Source organism: Candidatus Desulfofervidus auxilii, from assembly GCA_030262725.1.
Taxonomy (GTDB): Bacteria; Desulfobacterota; Desulfofervidia; order Desulfofervidales; family Desulfofervidaceae; genus JAJSZS01.
Map to the genome: position 1 here is coordinate 20,018 of JAJSZS010000009.1, position 14,502 is coordinate 34,519.

Annotated in this window: 13 protein-coding genes, 2 tRNA genes, 1 other RNA gene and 1 pseudogene; 10 read left to right on the forward strand and 7 right to left on the reverse strand. The window is 32.1% G+C overall.

The window, feature by feature from the left end; genetic code table 11:
• The first annotated feature begins 6 nt into the window (after positions 1-6).
• Complete coding sequence (locus tag LWW95_06310; protein ID MDL1956645.1) at positions 7-1,347, forward strand: sigma-54 dependent transcriptional regulator; 1,341 nt, start codon at positions 7-9, stop codon at positions 1,345-1,347.
• Here the strand turns inward: LWW95_06310 and LWW95_06315 are convergent.
• Positions 1,339-1,812 (reverse strand): Mut7-C RNAse domain-containing protein, encoded by a 474-nt coding sequence (locus LWW95_06315; GenBank protein MDL1956646.1) that lies wholly within the window; start codon positions 1,810-1,812, stop codon positions 1,339-1,341. The genes LWW95_06310 and LWW95_06315 overlap by 9 nt on opposite strands.
• A 78-nt stretch (positions 1,813-1,890) precedes the next feature.
• Here LWW95_06315 and LWW95_06320 point away from each other — a divergent pair, with 78 nt between their 5' ends.
• Positions 1,891-3,246: a DUF4388 domain-containing protein gene (locus LWW95_06320; GenBank protein ID MDL1956647.1), complete on the forward strand. Its 1,356-nt coding sequence runs from the start codon at positions 1,891-1,893 to the stop codon at positions 3,244-3,246.
• A gap of 15 nt (positions 3,247-3,261) precedes the next feature.
• A complete protein-coding gene (locus tag LWW95_06325) occupies positions 3,262-3,555 on the forward strand; it encodes a hypothetical protein (protein MDL1956648.1) in 294 nt (97 codons plus the stop codon).
• Position 3,556: 1 nt separating this feature from the next.
• Here the strand turns inward: LWW95_06325 and LWW95_06330 are convergent, their stop codons facing one another.
• The 4 genes from LWW95_06330 to LWW95_06345 are packed head-to-tail and all read right to left on the reverse strand — an operon-like array spanning position 3,557 to position 8,263.
• Positions 3,557-4,171, reverse strand: a complete 615-nt coding sequence (locus LWW95_06330) for a hypothetical protein (GenBank protein ID MDL1956649.1) — start codon at positions 4,169-4,171, stop codon at positions 3,557-3,559.
• A 33-nt stretch (positions 4,172-4,204) separates the two neighbouring features.
• Entirely contained in the window at positions 4,205-4,954 is a 750-nt protein-coding gene (locus tag LWW95_06335; protein MDL1956650.1) for a DUF72 domain-containing protein, read from the reverse strand.
• Positions 4,944-7,007 carry an LPS assembly protein LptD gene (lptD, locus tag LWW95_06340; GenBank protein ID MDL1956651.1) on the reverse strand — a complete coding sequence of 688 codons (2,064 nt, stop codon included), beginning with the start codon at positions 7,005-7,007 and terminating at the stop codon, positions 4,944-4,946. Before lptD ends, LWW95_06335 begins: the two co-directional genes overlap by 11 nt.
• The gene (locus tag LWW95_06345; protein MDL1956652.1) at positions 6,992-8,263 is read right to left on the reverse strand and encodes a bifunctional folylpolyglutamate synthase/dihydrofolate synthase; all 1,272 of its coding nucleotides are present in this window, start codon (positions 8,261-8,263) and stop codon (positions 6,992-6,994) included. Before LWW95_06345 ends, lptD begins: the two co-directional genes overlap by 16 nt.
• Positions 8,264-8,323: 60 nt before the next feature.
• On the opposite strand from LWW95_06345, the pseudogene tadA reads away from it, so the two are divergent.
• From tadA to ligA, 7 genes and pseudogenes are all read left to right on the forward strand, one after another.
• Positions 8,324-8,770, forward strand: a pseudogene (gene tadA / locus LWW95_06350) (tRNA adenosine(34) deaminase TadA).
• Positions 8,766-8,857: transfer RNA gene (locus LWW95_06355), tRNA-Ser, on the forward strand. Before tadA ends, LWW95_06355 begins: the two are co-directional and overlap by 5 nt.
• A 3-nt stretch (positions 8,858-8,860) precedes the next feature.
• A tRNA-Ser gene (locus LWW95_06360) sits at positions 8,861-8,954 on the forward strand.
• Between the two features lie 19 nt (positions 8,955-8,973).
• Positions 8,974-9,072, forward strand: an RNA gene (gene ffs, locus LWW95_06365) — signal recognition particle sRNA small type.
• A 34-nt stretch (positions 9,073-9,106) separates the two neighbouring features.
• Positions 9,107-10,633: a DNA polymerase III subunit gamma/tau gene (gene dnaX / locus LWW95_06370; protein ID MDL1956653.1), complete on the forward strand. Its 1,527-nt coding sequence runs from the start codon at positions 9,107-9,109 to the stop codon at positions 10,631-10,633.
• Positions 10,623-10,931, forward strand: coding sequence for a YbaB/EbfC family nucleoid-associated protein (locus tag LWW95_06375; GenBank protein ID MDL1956654.1), 309 nt, complete (start codon positions 10,623-10,625; stop codon positions 10,929-10,931). Before dnaX ends, LWW95_06375 begins: the two co-directional genes overlap by 11 nt.
• Positions 10,932-10,960: 29 nt before the next feature.
• Entirely contained in the window at positions 10,961-13,108 is a 2,148-nt protein-coding gene (gene ligA / locus LWW95_06380) for an NAD-dependent DNA ligase LigA (GenBank protein MDL1956655.1), read from the forward strand.
• A gap of 10 nt (positions 13,109-13,118) precedes the next feature.
• Here ligA and LWW95_06385 read toward each other — a convergent pair whose 3' ends face one another.
• Complete coding sequence (locus LWW95_06385) at positions 13,119-13,775, reverse strand: YggS family pyridoxal phosphate-dependent enzyme (GenBank protein ID MDL1956656.1); 657 nt, start codon at positions 13,773-13,775, stop codon at positions 13,119-13,121.
• 334 nt (positions 13,776-14,109) lie between these two features.
• Positions 14,110-14,448 (reverse strand): hypothetical protein, encoded by a 339-nt coding sequence (locus tag LWW95_06390; protein ID MDL1956657.1) that lies wholly within the window; start codon positions 14,446-14,448, stop codon positions 14,110-14,112.
• Between the last annotated feature and the right edge of the window lie 54 nt (positions 14,449-14,502).

The window sequence follows — 14,502 nt, forward strand, 5'->3', positions numbered from 1 at the left end:
ATCAAGATGGCTTATCTTGTACTTGTTGTAGATGACGAGAAAAGTATTTGTGAGGCATTGACAGGGATCCTTTCTGATGAAGGTTATGAAGTCATTACCGCTTTTAATGCTGCTGAAGCGTTTAAAAAAGTAGAAGAAGAGATTCCAGATATTGTTCTGTTAGATATCTGGTTACCAGATATAGATGGGCTTGAAGTTTTACGTCGTCTAAAAAAAGACTATCCTTATCTTCCAGTAATTATGATTTCTGGCCATGGTAATGTAGAAATAGCAGTTAAGGCGATGAAGCTTGGTGCTTACGATTTTATTGAAAAACCTCTATCATGGGAAAATACTATTCCACCAGTAATGAATGCTTTAAAGATGTCTTCTCTGCGAGAGGAAAATATTGCTTTAAAAGGAAAAGCATTAAAATGTGAACTTATTGGCGAAAGTGAAGCAATTAAAAAAGTAAAGGAATTGATCAAAAAAGTAGCACCAACTAATGCGTCAGTACTTATTAGAGGAGAAAATGGTACAGGTAAAGAGTTGGTAGCACGGGCTATCCATTATTATAGTCGTCGTGCTCATGGGCCATTTGTGCCAGTAAATTGTGCAGCTATACCAGAAGAATTAATAGAAAGCGAATTATTTGGTCATGAAAAAGGTGCTTTTACTGGCGCTCATACTCGAAAAAAAGGTAAATTTGATTTAGCTCATGGTGGCACCCTTTTTTTAGACGAAATTGGTGATATGAGTTTGAAGACACAGGCAAAGGTGTTGAGGGTGATTGAAGAGCAGAGGTTTGAGCGTGTAGGAGGTACAAAGACTATAGAAGTGGATGTGCGTATTGTAGCAGCAACAAATAAAAAATTGGAAGAAGAAATCAACGCAGGAAATTTTAGAGCAGACCTTTATTATCGTCTTAATGTTGTACCAATAGAAATTCCACCACTGCGTGAGAGAAAAGAAGATATTCCTTTGTTAGTTGAAGAATTTTTAAAAGAATTTGCGACTGAAAGTCATTTAGGTTTAAAGGAAATTGAGCCAGAGGCTTTAGAATTACTTAAACAATATGATTGGCCAGGCAATGTAAGAGAATTAAGAAATATTATTGAACGGTTAGTGATTATGACACCAGGTGCTGTTATTACAGCAAAGGATATTCCAGAAAGTATAATTCAACGAAAAAATAATCTGGATCTTTTCTCTTTAAACAATTTTAAAGAGGCAAAAGCACTTTTTGAACGTGAATTTTTGCGCAAAAAACTTCAAGAGTTTAAAGGTAATATAACACTCACAGCCCAAGCTATTGGGCTTGAAAGGAGTTATCTTCATAAAAAATTAAAATTTTATGGATTACAATAATATCCAATTTTCACCAAATATTTCTTTTAATTTTTCTCTCATTCTTTTTTGATGAGTGCCAGGCCAATAAATGCGTTTACATTTGGGACAGAATTTAAATTGAGAAAAGCTATGAGCAACATATTCAGGAATAGTTAATAATAATTCATTTTTTTCCTTTTTAACAAGTGGAGTATTGCAAACAATACATCGGGAAAATAAATAATAAGGTTTTAAATTATATTTGTTTACAATCTCTTTTAATTGTTCTGGCCATTTATCTGATTGTACAAAATAAACTGCTTTTCCTTTTAGATGTCGGCAATTTTTCCATTGACCTCGACGTGTCAAAAAGATATAACCATTTTCTAAATAATAAAAAAGGATATGAATTTCTTTTATGTTGGCATAAATTGCATCATAACCTAAAATACGAAGCCAGCGAGCAAGTTTACCGAGCATAATATCTACTAAAAATTTTTCCATGCTAAAATTTTTACTATAATCGAATAATTCTGCAAATTGTTATTTGACATTTAATTCAAAAATTGCTAATGGTTGAATATGGCAAAAAGAAAAGTTCAGATTTTAAGAATTGAAAATTTTCCAAACAATCAATTTTTTGAGCATCTTTTAAAAGGTACACAGTTTTTCCATAATCAAAATTATGAAAGGGCGATAGAGGAGTGGTCTGCTGCTATAAAATTACGTTATCTTGAGCCAATAAATTTAGAAAAAATTGAAGGGAGAAGAATTTTTGGCAGTACTTTAGAAATTTTACCTTTTATTTATTTTCTTTATGCTATCCATAGCAATTTCCTTACAGGAATAGGAATAGTGAAGGGTGAGGATATTACAAAAAAACTTATTTTTAGAGAGGGTGCTTTAGTATTTGCCAGTAGTTCTAAAAAAGAGGAGAGGATAGGAACTTTTATTCTTAAGAAAAAGATGGTTTCACCAGAGCAATTAGAAACATTGGCTAAAGAGGCAAAAATACGTGGTAAAAGATTGGGAGGTTATTTAGTAGAAAAGAATTTCATTTCTATAAAAGTATTAGAAGAAGTTTTAACACTTCAGATTCAAGAGATTGTAAGTGATATTTTCTCTTGGGGAAAAGGGCAGTTCTATTTTGCTGAAGGTTTTATAAATGAAGAGCCTATTGTGCATTATGCTCCATTAGAAATTGCTTTAATTGCAGCAAGAAGGTGTCTTAGTTTTAACCGTTTTCGTGAACAAATTCCTAATAATAAAGTAATTTTTCGTCTTTCCCCTTATGTTGAAGAAGAAAGAGAAAAAATTATGCAGCAATTAGATGCAAATGAGCAATTTATTTTTTCTTTAATAGATGGAACAAGAAACATAGATCAATTGATTAAATTTAGTGGGGGTGATGAAGTATCTGTAATAAATATTTTATATCGTTTTTTAGTTAGGGGTTGGATAAGAAAGACTAGAGAAGTAGGAGAGTATGAAGATAAAGAATTTGCTGAATTATTAAAGGTTTTAGAAACATTGTTTGATATTTTTAAAGTTATAAATCAGTCTCTTACTAATGAAATGGGAATAAAGGCTCAGGAGGTGATAAGAAGAGCAAGGAAGTTATTAGAACCGGATCATCAAAAAATTTTTTTCGACCTTTCACTTGAAGAACCCGATAAATTAAATATGAGAATTATATTTAAAAATATTGCTACACATTTTCCTGCTCCACAACAAAGGTTGATATTTATAGATGCCTTTCAAGAGCTTTATTTAAAAATTTTAGAGGAGGCTGAAAAATTTTTAGGTAGAAGAATTATTCAAGAAATCGTTCGAGAGATTCAAAAAACAAAAGAAGATATTGAGAAATTTTATATACATACTGCTTTGAAGTCCCGTATATTAGGTGTTTTAGATACAATCGTAAAAAAATTTTTCTAATATTGGAGGCATTTTATGAAACTTGCATCTGATATTTCCCAAATTGTTCTTTTACTTTCTTTAACATTAACTGTCTATTTAGTTATTCTTATAGTTTTTTATTATGCTAGAGGGAAATATAAAGGGGGGATAATTGAGAGTGTTATTAATCTTATTATTGCTACTATAGGATTTTTGCTTGTTTCTGATACAGCTCTCTTTCTTGCATCAACTTATGATTTTGTTACAAGCTATACAATTCATGTCATTTTTAAAATTGTGGCTATGACCTGTTTGGCAGTCGGTGGATTGAAATTTTTTGTTAAATAAGCTATTCAGGTTGTATTCTAAAAACATTAAAAATAGCACCTTTTCTTTGTGCCTCTTCTACAATACGTAGATTTGTAGGTCTTAATTCAATATGCATTTCTTCTTTAACACCAATTTTTGACTCTTCAGAAAGAATGGCTTTGATTAATCCTTTTTCTAAAAGAATTATTCCTTGTTTTTTATCTTGAGGAAATTGCACTTCTATATAACCTGTAAATTTTTCATCTTTTAATTTAGCAATAAGCATCCCTAAATGGGAAAATTCAGCAGATAAATTTTTGTAAATTAATTTTACTGGATGAGAAAATACTTTTGTGAGAAGATTTACTGTTTCAGGAGGCAGTTTATATACAGTAATATATCCATTTGGATTTTTACGAGCAAGTGCTAAGATTTCTTTTACTGCTTTTTGTCCACTATATCTTTCTCCTTTAATCTCTTCTGCTCCACTGACAACATCTCCTTCCATTAAAAAGATTACACATTCTGCATTTGGGAAGATAAAATGAATTTGTCCAGTAAATTCATCCCTTTTAAGACTGAATAAAAATTTATCTATATCAATAAAAAAAGTCTTTAAATTTTTATAAACTATTTCACCTTTAGGTAATATCATTTGAAAAAAATTATCATACTTCAAAATAATATGTCAATGCAATCTTTTAAGACATTGTTTCAACTCTAAAGCATTTTTAACTGCATAACCAAAAGCATCGTTATTGAAGTAAATAAATACATCTTTGCCCTGTTTTAGACAATTTTTGATAAATATAGCATCAGCTTTAATCTCTTCTATAGTATAACAACCTGTATAAAGTCTTTGAGTAGGTGGGCCATGGCGCCTTATATAAATAAAGGGGAAGTCTATAGGTGGAGTGACTTTAAGCCCTGGCCAATCAGCATGACATATGGTCATTTTAAATTTTTTTAAAATTTCATAAACTTCAGTACAAAACCAAGAAAGGTGTCTAAATTCAAAGGCATGATATAAATTTTTATATGCATTAAGTTGTTTAAGAAAATACTTTAGTCTTTCTAAATCACATTTAAATCCTGGTGGCAACTGCCATAATATTACACCTAATTTTTCTTTCAAAAAAACTACTCTTTCAAAAAATTGGGACAATGGCTGTTCTATATCTTTTAATCTTTTAATATGAGTGATAAATCGACTTCCTTTAACAGCAAAAATAAAATGTTCAGGTGTACGATTATACCAGCTTAAAAATGCTTTTATCTGTGGTAATCGATAAAATGTAACATTTAATTCAACTGTATCAAAAAATTGACTATAATATTTAAGCTCTTGACTCTGTGGTAATTTGGCTGGATAAAATACTCCTTTACGCCAGTGAGCATAATGATAACCACTTGTTCCAATAAATAATTTACCTACCAAAACTAATTCCCTTTATCTCACCAATTCCAGTTAAACTAAATATAATCATAAACTTTTTATCATTGTAAATATCACTATAAGCAAATTCTATTCCCCAACATTGAGCTTCATAACGTAAGGAAAAGCGAGTTTCAATATCACGGTTATAATAAAAAGAATGACTATTATAAAAATGCATAGACCAATTTTTTATTAATTGCAAAAATATCTCTGTTCCCAAATCCTGTGTTTCATTAATCCGATATTGATAGTTAAACTTGATAAAATCACCTCGCTTTGTTATAAAGCGAAAGTGTGTATTAGTTTCTTTAACACCTTTACCATAAGGTGAAATAGTTACTTCTGTATCTAAATAAATTTCCCAAAAAGGTTTTAATTGAAGTTCTATTAAAATATCTTTAAAAGGACGACGTTTTTCTTTTGGGATGTCCTTTCTACGAGCTTCTTTGAAATCATATGTCTGACTAACAGAAAGACGCATCAATTCTTGCAATTGTCCTTTTCTTTCTATGAGTAAATATTGAGTGAGGCTATAAGTCACTTCATTATGTTTTAAAAGACGATCAATACCGTCAAAATAAGGTAAATCACTCTGGTCAACATCTGGTCTAAACCTATAAATTATTTTAGGCTCTAAATGATGAATAAATGAGCCTAGATAATAACGCCATAAATCTGTTTTTACTTCTATTGATGTTTCATAAAGAAAACGACTTAAATGTTCTTCTTTTAAAAAATAATTTGTCCTCATTAAACTAAGTTTAGGTAATATTTCAAAATATTTTGTTTTAAGAGGAAGGGAAAAAGTTGGAGCAAAATGGATTCTATGTCCTTTTATACCTCTTTGTCGCCAAAAATGTGTATAAATAGTGTCCCATTTAAGAAAAAAAGGTGTTTTCCATAATTTAGTATCCTGCCGTTTAAAGGATATTTGGGGTAAACGTTGTAATGTAAATTCATCCTGGCTTTTATCAAGATTTTGAGTATAATGAGCTTCAGCAATAATGCTATATTGTCCCCAGTTTTTTGTAAGACTTAAATTTGACTCTCTTATCAAGGCTGTTTCTTCAGTGCTTAAACCTCGATGAAAATATCGAAAAAATTCTTTGTCACAATAGCGATAGTTATTAAGACCTTCTGTAAACTCTTTGAGATAATCTTTATCGCTTACTAAATCTATATCTAATTGAGCATAAATTCCTCCAGGTAACATTTGATCTTGTTTTGAACGAAGCCACCAGCGATTTTTAGAAAAAAGCCTATCATGTAAATAATCAAAATAAAAAAAGCCTTTATCAGTTTCATTTAAAATATAACGAAATTCTATTCCTTGGAACCACCCCCGATTGCTTAAATAGCGTTGATAAAAAGTTGCATCTATATTAGGTTTTATATCCCAAAAAAAGGGTAGGGTAATATCAAAGCCATCACGTTCTGAATAACCAAAATAAGGGAAAAGGAAGCCTGATTGACGTTTTGTTTTAGCTGGAAGGATTAAATAAGGCATATAAGCAAGAGGGATACCTTTTGTCCAAAAACTGAGATGAGAAACTGTAGCCCAACCTTCAACAGTAACTCTCATCTTTTTGGCACGAAAACACCAAACTGGCTTTTCTCCATCACATGTTGTGATCTGGGCATTTTCAACAACATAAGTGCGTTTTCCTGTTTTTTTAATTTCTTTCCCCCTAATATAAATATGATTTTCACTCATAAAGGCTTCTGCCTGATAAAGGGTTCCTTGATAAGTATTAAGGTCAAATGTGCCAGATTCTGCTTTAAACCAATCTTTGCCTGTTTTAAAAAATACATTGCCTTCAAACACAGCTTTATTTTTATTCATATCAACAATAACTTTTTCTGCTTCTATCAATTTATCTCCTTGTTTTAAAACTACATTACCATAAGCTTCATAAACATTTTTAAGACGGTCATAAACAATTTTTTTAGCCTTTACAAAAACAGGTAAAGAAGTTTTTTTAAAGGTTTTAGCTAAAGTTGCAGAGGCTAAAATAAAAACTATTGAAATAGAGATTATTATTCTGGAATACATTTAATAAAAACCTCTCTCGCTTCGGCCACAGTATACAGGGAGCCTGTAATGAGAACAAGGTCATCTGGGTATGCGATGGAAAGGGCTATTTTTATAGCCTTTGGAATAGAAGGAATAGTTTTAATTTCTATTTTTTGATTATATTTTTGGACTATTTTTTTTAAAGATTCAGGCTCTGCTGCACGTTCTATTTTAGGAGCAGTTAAAATTAAAATATTTGCCAAAGGAAACAATATTTTTATCATTTTTTTTATATTTTTATCTTTCATAATACCTAAAATAAGAATCAAATTGTTAAATTGATAAAGAGAAAGCGTTTTTTTTAATGCTGATATTCCAGCAGGATTGTGAGCGCCATCCAAAACAACTTTTGGTTTTTCGTTTACTACTTCCCACCTTCCTGGCCAAGTAACTGTTTTTAAAGCAATTCTTATGGCTTTTTCTTCTATTAAAAAACCTTGATTTTCTAAAAGTTCTATTGCTCCCAGAGCTAAAGTAGCATTTTTTATTTGATGTGGCCCAAACAGATTGAGAGAAAGAGAAGGAATATATTTTTTAATACCAAGATAATTAAATCCTATTTTTGTTTTATAATGCTTTATGTCTTTACCTAATCGATAAATTGGGGCTTTCTTCATCTGACAAATCTTTGAGAATAAAGAAATAAGATGTTTTTGTGTTACGCCAGTAATAAGAGGTTTTTTTGATTTGATAATACCAGCTTTTTCAAAAGCAATCTTTTCTAATGAATATCCAAGCCAACGCTGATGTTCAAGGGCAATATTCGTAATAATACTTACCTTTGGCAATAAAAGATTAGTAGCATCAAGTCTTCCTCCCATTCCAGTTTCTATTACTGCTAAATCTACTTTATTTTCAGCAAAATAGATAAAACAAAGAAGGGTGAGGAATTCAAAATAAGTAAGCTCATTATTAGATAGATATTTCTTTATTTCTTTAACAAAAAAAGAAAATTCTTCCTTTGAAATAAGTTTACTATTTATTTGAATGCGCTCTCTTACAGAATGTAAATGAGGAGAAGTAAAAAGCCCTACTTTATAGCCTGCTGTTTCTAAAATCTTTGCTAAAATAACAGCAGTAGAGCCTTTACCATTTGTACCAGCAATATGAATAGCAGAAAAATGTAATTGAGGCTGACCAAAGTAAGAAAGTGCTAAAGCAATATTGTCTAATCTTGGTTTTATTCCCTTTGCCTGAAGTTTGTTAATAAAATTGATTGCTTCTTTATAATACATAAAGATTGAAATAAATATTACACTCTTTCCATTTTTGCAAGCGAGAGCTATATATTATATATGGAAAGGGACGAATATTTTATGAGATTAGCTATTAAAGAAGCCCTTAAAGCAGAGGCAGAAAATGAAGTGCCAGTAGGTGCTGTTTTGGTTAAAGGAGAAGAAATTTTAGCTATGGCGCATAATCAAGTGATTCAGAAAGCGGATCCTACAGCACATGCTGAAATATTAGTTTTGAGAGAAGCAGCATTAAAGCTAAAAAATTATCGCTTGCTAGATACAGAACTTTATGTTACCATTGAACCGTGTATGATGTGCGGTGGGGCTATTATTCAGGCAAGGATAAAGCGACTTATATTTGGTGCATTTGAGCCTAAAATGGGTGTATTCGGTTCACTCTATGATTTAAGTCAAGATAAAAGGATTAATCATCGTTTAGAAGTTAAAGCTGGGATTTTAGCAGAAGAAATCCAAACTATTATGCAACAATTTTTTAAAAAGCGGAGAGGTACCGAAGAGGTCATAACGGGGGCGACTCGAAATCGCCTTGCCCCTTAAAGGGGCACGTGGGTTCGAATCCCACCCTCTCCGCCAGGCGGAGAGATGCCCGAGTGGCCGAAGGGGCACGACTGGAAATCGTGTGTGCGTCTAAAAAGGCGCACCGTGGGTTCGAATCCCACTCTCTCCGCCATGAATTGGAATAAATTGGTAGCCGGGCCCTGTACGACGGAATCCCATGAACCCCGCCAGGCCCGGAAGGGAGCAACGGTAAGTGGGTAATTCCGTGTGTTGCAGGTAGCCTGGCTGCCATAACACTAACAGCCAATCCGTTTCTTATTTGTTATGTCTTATTTAGTATTAGCTAGAAAATGGCGTCCACAGAGTTTTGAAGAAGTTGTAGGTCAACTGCATGTTACTCAAACCCTTCAAAATGCCATTAAAGCAAATAGGGTACCTCATGCTCTTTTATTTTGTGGGCCTAGAGGTGTAGGTAAAACAACTGTTGCTCGCATCTTAGCAAAGGCTCTTAATTGTGAAAAAGGCCCTCTTCCTGAACCTTGTAATCAATGTGTTATTTGTCAGGAGATTGCCTCAGGTACATCAGTAGATGTGCATGAGATAGATGCTGCTTCTAATCGTGGGATTGATGAGATTAGGGAAATTAGAGAAAATGTAAAATACCTTCCTTCTAGAGGGCGATATAAGGTTTATATTATTGATGAAGTTCATATGCTTACAAAAGAGGCTTTTAATGCTTTACTTAAAACTTTAGAAGAACCACCTTCACATGTAGTTTTCATCTTTGCTACTACTGAACCTCATAAAATTCCAGCTACTATCCTTTCTCGCTGCCAACGTTTTCCCTTTAGACGTGTAAGTACACGACTTATTTATGAAAGAATTAAAAAAATTGCTTTAGAAGAAAAAATAGAAATCAAAGAGGCAGCTATCTGGTTGATAGCAAGGGTAGCAGCTGGAAGTTTAAGAGATGCCTTAAGCTTACTTGATCAAGTAATTTCTTTTACTCATCCTCCAATTGACATTAAACATGTGCAAGCTATTTTAGGTATATTTGACAATTCTTTTATTTTTGAAATTATTAAGGCTATCCTTAATCAAGATGTAAAAAAAGTTATGGAAATTATAGCAAGAATTTCTGAAGAAGGTGAAGATTTAAGAGAATTTTATTATCAATTAGTTTCTTATTGGCGTAATATGTTAATGCTCAAAATTAATCCAGAGACTTCATTGGTAGATTTACCTGATGATGAATTGATTGTTTTAAAAAATATGTCCAATCACATTTCACTTTCTCAATTAGAACAACTTTTTATGATGCTTTTAACAGAGGAAAATATGTTACGTTTTACTACACAACCTCGTTTTGTCCTTGAAGGTTTGCTTCTTAAAATGGCAGAATTTAGCCGTATTGTGCCTATTGAGACGATTATTGAGAAATTGGCTATGCCTTCTCTTGAAAAGAAAGTAGCTGAAGTAAAAGAAATTGAGGAAAAACCAATTGAACCTACATTTAAAGATGCACTTTTAAAAATCTTAAAAAGAGAGAGTCCAATACTAGCTATTATAGTAGAAAATGCTCAATTTAGTTTAAAAGATTCAATTTTAAATGTAAGTCTTTCTGATGCTCATGCTAAGTTATTAAAAGAGGAAGGTTTTTTAAAAATATTTAAAAAGGCATGTAATCAAGTGTTAAAAAAAGATTATGAATTAGTGATTGGAACAAATGATGGTGAAGAAAGATTGATTATAAAAAATCAACAAAAGGATTTTGATCTTTTAAAAGAAGTGTTAAAAATCTTTGGTGGGGAAGTTGTAAGAAATAAAAATGAGGTAAAAAATGAATATTAATCAATTGATGAAACAGGCAAAAAAGATTCAAGCAAAGATAGCTGAATTACAAGAAGAGATGGCAAAAAAGACTGTTGAGGCCTCAGTTGGTGGGGGAATGGTGAAAGTGGTAGCTAATGGTCGTCAAGAAATTGTTTCTATCAGTATTGATCCAGAGGTAGTTAATCCAGATGATGTGGAGATGCTTCAAGATTTAATATTAGCAGCAGTAAATGAAGCATTAAAGCGCTCTCAAGAAATGGTGGCAGAAGAAATGAGCAAACTTACTGGAGGATTACGCATTCCAGGATTATTTTAAAATAATCCAACTTTCTAAAGGAGATAGCAATGTATACAGAGGTTCAACAAAGAACTCTGGTTGAAAAGACACGTTCTCTTTTACAATACTTAAAAGAACACCCAGCTCGTAATATTTCTTTAAGCGAAGCAAAAAAGATTATAGATGATTTACGTACAGTTATAGTTTATCATGATTGGCGATATTATGTATTGAATGACCCAGTAATTTCTGACTATGAGTATGATACTCTTTTTCGTTATTTGGAATCTGTTGAAAAACGTTTTCCTCAACTTATTACTCCAGACTCTCCTACACAACGTGTAGCAAGTGATGTTACAAAGGTCTTTCCTGAGGTGCCTCATCTTTCTAAAATGCTTTCTTTAGATAATGCTTATGGTGAAGAAGAATTAAGAGATTTTCATCGGCGAGTTACTCAAGGGTTAGGCATTGATAATGTTGAATACATATGTGAACCAAAGTTTGATGGTGCAGGTATTGCATTAATATATGAAGGTGATTATTTAAAACGAGGTGCTACTAGAGGAGATGGTGCAAGAGGAGAAGATATTACTCCAAATATAAAAACTATACGAACAATACCATTAAAGGCTCCTTTTTCTCAATTTGGTATCCATCAAGTAGAAATTCGTGGTGAAGTAGTTATAAATAAAGAAGCTTTTCGTAAAATTAATGAAGAACGTTTAGAAGAAGGGTTATCTCCATTTGCTAATCCACGTAATGCAGCAGCTGGTTCATTGCGTTTACAGGATCCAAGAGAAGTAGCAAAGAAGAAATTAGATGCTTTTGCTTATCAAATCACTTATGCTATCGATAAGAATGGACAAGATTTATTAGGTAATAAGATAAGAAGTCATTGGGAAACTTTAAAAATCTTACGTGAATGTGGCTTTAAAGTAAGTCAAGAAGTACATTTATGTCAAGGTATAAAAGAGGTAATTTCTTTTTGCAAAGAATGGGAGAAAAGAAGAGATAAGTTTGATTATGAAATAGATGGAGTGGTTATTAAAGTGAATGATATTGTGTTTCAACAAAGGTTAGGAGAAACATCTCATCATCCACGTTGGTCTATTGCTTTTAAGTTTAAACCTAAACAGGCAACAACCCGTCTTTTGAGAGTAGTATTTCAAGTTGGTAGGGTGGGTAGCATTACTCCGGTAGGCGAACTTGAGCCAGTAGAAGTAGGAGGGGTTACTATTAGTCGAGTTTCTCTTTTTAATGAAGACTTTGTAAAGGAAAAAGATATTAGAGTAGGAGATACAGTATTAGTAGAACGGGCAGGTGAGGTCATTCCTTATATAGTAAAAGTTATTCCTGAAGCTAGAACAGGGAAGGAAATTTCTATTACTTTCCCAAAAAATTGTCCCTCTTGTGGTAGTCCTATTGTAAGATTGCCAGAGGAAGCTGCTTGGCGTTGCTTGAATATTCGATGTCCTGCCCAGCTGATGGAACGTCTTAAACATTTTGCTTCAAGAAGAGCTATGGATATTGAAGGATTAGGACATAGAACAGCAAGGGTGCTAGTTTTAAGTAAACTAGTAGAGGATGTGGGTGACCTCTATTACCTCACAGAAGAAAAATTGCTTGTAGAATTGCCCAAACGAATGGAAGCTATTGGAGAACCTAGACCTACATTTATTGGTGAGCTTAATACAAAAAAATTATTAAAAGGTATTGAAGCCAGTAAAAATCGCCCTTTACATCGGGTTATTTATGCTATAGGTATTCGCTATGTAGGCTATACTATAGCTAATTTATTAGCAGAAATGGTTAATTCTATAGATGAGTTAATGAATATACCTATGGAGAAACTTGAACAAACACCTGGTATTGGGCCAAAAATTGCTAGAAGTATAAAGGAATTCTTTTCTATATCTGAAAATATCAAAGTAATTGAAAAGCTGAAAAAAGCTGGTGTTCGTATGTCAAAAGAGGAGCTAAAGGGCCCATTAAGTGGAAAAGTGTTTGTCTTTACTGGTGCATTATCTTCTATGACAAGAGATGAGGCAAAAATGAAGGTAGAAGCATTAGGAGGTAAATCTTCTGATTCGGTCAGTCGAAAAGTAACTTATGTAGTAGTAGGTGAAAAACCTGGTTCAAAATTGGAAAAGGCAAGGCGTCTTGGTGTTAATATCATTAATGAAGAAGAATTTTTGAAAATGATTGGAGAAAGATAACTGATAAAATTTAAATTTTTCTTGGACCAAATATTTTTGTACCTATCCGAATAAGGTTTGCCCCTTCTTCAATAGCAATCTTATAAGAATCACTCATCCCCATAGATAAATAGCGCATCTCTACATTTGGAATATTTAATCTTTTTATCTCTTCAAATAATTCCTTTGTTAATCGGAAATAAGGGCGTAATTTTTCTGCATCATCTAACCAAGGCCCCATAGTCATTAAGCCCATAATTTTAATATTATTTAAAGGAGAAATACGTTTAATTAAATTTATCACTTCCTCTGGCATTACACCTGCCTTTTGTGGCTCTTTAGCACTATTAACCTCAATCAATATAGGCATTATCTTATTTATCTTTTTACATCTTTTATCAATCTCCTTTGCTAATTCATAACTATCTACTGTTTCAATCATATCAAATATCTCTACTGCCTTTTTTACTTTGTTTTTCTGTAAGTGACCAATCATATGCCATTTTGCCACTAAATTTACCTTTTCTTTTGCCTTCATTGCCTCCTGCACATAATTTTCCCCAATAATTTTAATGCCTGCCCTAATGGCTTCTTCTATCTCTTCTGGACTACGAGTCTTTGCTGCTGCCTCAAGTATTACCCCTTCTGGCAATTCTTCTAAAATAGCCTTTACATTCTCCCTAATCATTTTATACCTTTATAAGCTCTATAGACTGTATATTTTTAAAATTTTGGTCTCATAATAATTAATATCAGAGCATCATTTCCAAAAATTCCATATTTTTGCATAATATTGGGCAATTTTAACAGATCATTTTTTGTAATTTCCTTTATTTTTAAATTAAGACCATTCAAAAAAGTTATTATTAATTTTATATCCTCTGCAAGTTTTTTAACTTTTTCTTTATTAAAAGTATTTTATGAAATACCTCATCTATCACTCGTGTTTTATTTGTCCAAGTTCATTAAGTTTAAATACTTCCTTACTCATTCCATATAGATGATATATGAAGGCATTTGCATCAACAAATACAGCTTTTATCTTCTGTTATTTTTCTCACATATTCTTTATTTTTTGTTCTAAAAATACCAAAAAACTTTTCTGAATTTGTTTTTAAAGTATCTTGGTAGATCTCAAAAGCTTTTTTTTGTATCTCTTTATATGAAGGAATTTCTCCCTTTTTTTCGTCCATTAGCATTTTTATAGCCTTCTTTATGTATTCTTTTAATCCTAAAGGCACTTGAACTTTTCTTTGTTTTCCTTCTCTATTCCAAGCCTTACGAACAGGCAGATTTAATTCTTCCTTGACCTGAGCTATATAACAGGTCTTAAATGTTGCTGGAGAATTAATCATTTTCATAAAATCCCCTTCTTTTAAATACAGTTTCTTAAATTAGAGTATTTTAATATAGAC

Excerpts from the sequence above, each read along its gene's own strand:
- LWW95_06310 (MDL1956645.1), top strand. The coding sequence starts at position 7 with ATGGCTTATCTTGTACTTGTTGTAGATGACGAGAAAAGTATTTGTGAG.
- LWW95_06315 (MDL1956646.1), bottom strand. The coding sequence starts at position 1,812 with ATGGAAAAATTTTTAGTAGATATTATGCTCGGTAAACTTGCTCGCTGG.
- LWW95_06320 (MDL1956647.1), top strand. The coding sequence starts at position 1,891 with ATGGCAAAAAGAAAAGTTCAGATTTTAAGAATTGAAAATTTTCCAAAC.
- LWW95_06325 (MDL1956648.1), top strand. The coding sequence starts at position 3,262 with ATGAAACTTGCATCTGATATTTCCCAAATTGTTCTTTTACTTTCTTTA.
- LWW95_06330 (MDL1956649.1), bottom strand. The coding sequence starts at position 4,171 with ATGATATTACCTAAAGGTGAAATAGTTTATAAAAATTTAAAGACTTTT.
- lptD (MDL1956651.1), bottom strand. The coding sequence starts at position 7,007 with ATGTATTCCAGAATAATAATCTCTATTTCAATAGTTTTTATTTTAGCC.
- LWW95_06345 (MDL1956652.1), bottom strand. The coding sequence starts at position 8,263 with ATGTATTATAAAGAAGCAATCAATTTTATTAACAAACTTCAGGCAAAG.
- dnaX (MDL1956653.1), top strand. The coding sequence starts at position 9,107 with ATGTCTTATTTAGTATTAGCTAGAAAATGGCGTCCACAGAGTTTTGAA.
- LWW95_06375 (MDL1956654.1), top strand. The coding sequence starts at position 10,623 with ATGAATATTAATCAATTGATGAAACAGGCAAAAAAGATTCAAGCAAAG.
- ligA (MDL1956655.1), top strand. The coding sequence starts at position 10,961 with ATGTATACAGAGGTTCAACAAAGAACTCTGGTTGAAAAGACACGTTCT.
- LWW95_06385 (MDL1956656.1), bottom strand. The coding sequence starts at position 13,775 with ATGATTAGGGAGAATGTAAAGGCTATTTTAGAAGAATTGCCAGAAGGG.
- LWW95_06390 (MDL1956657.1), bottom strand. The coding sequence starts at position 14,448 with ATGAAAATGATTAATTCTCCAGCAACATTTAAGACCTGTTATATAGCT.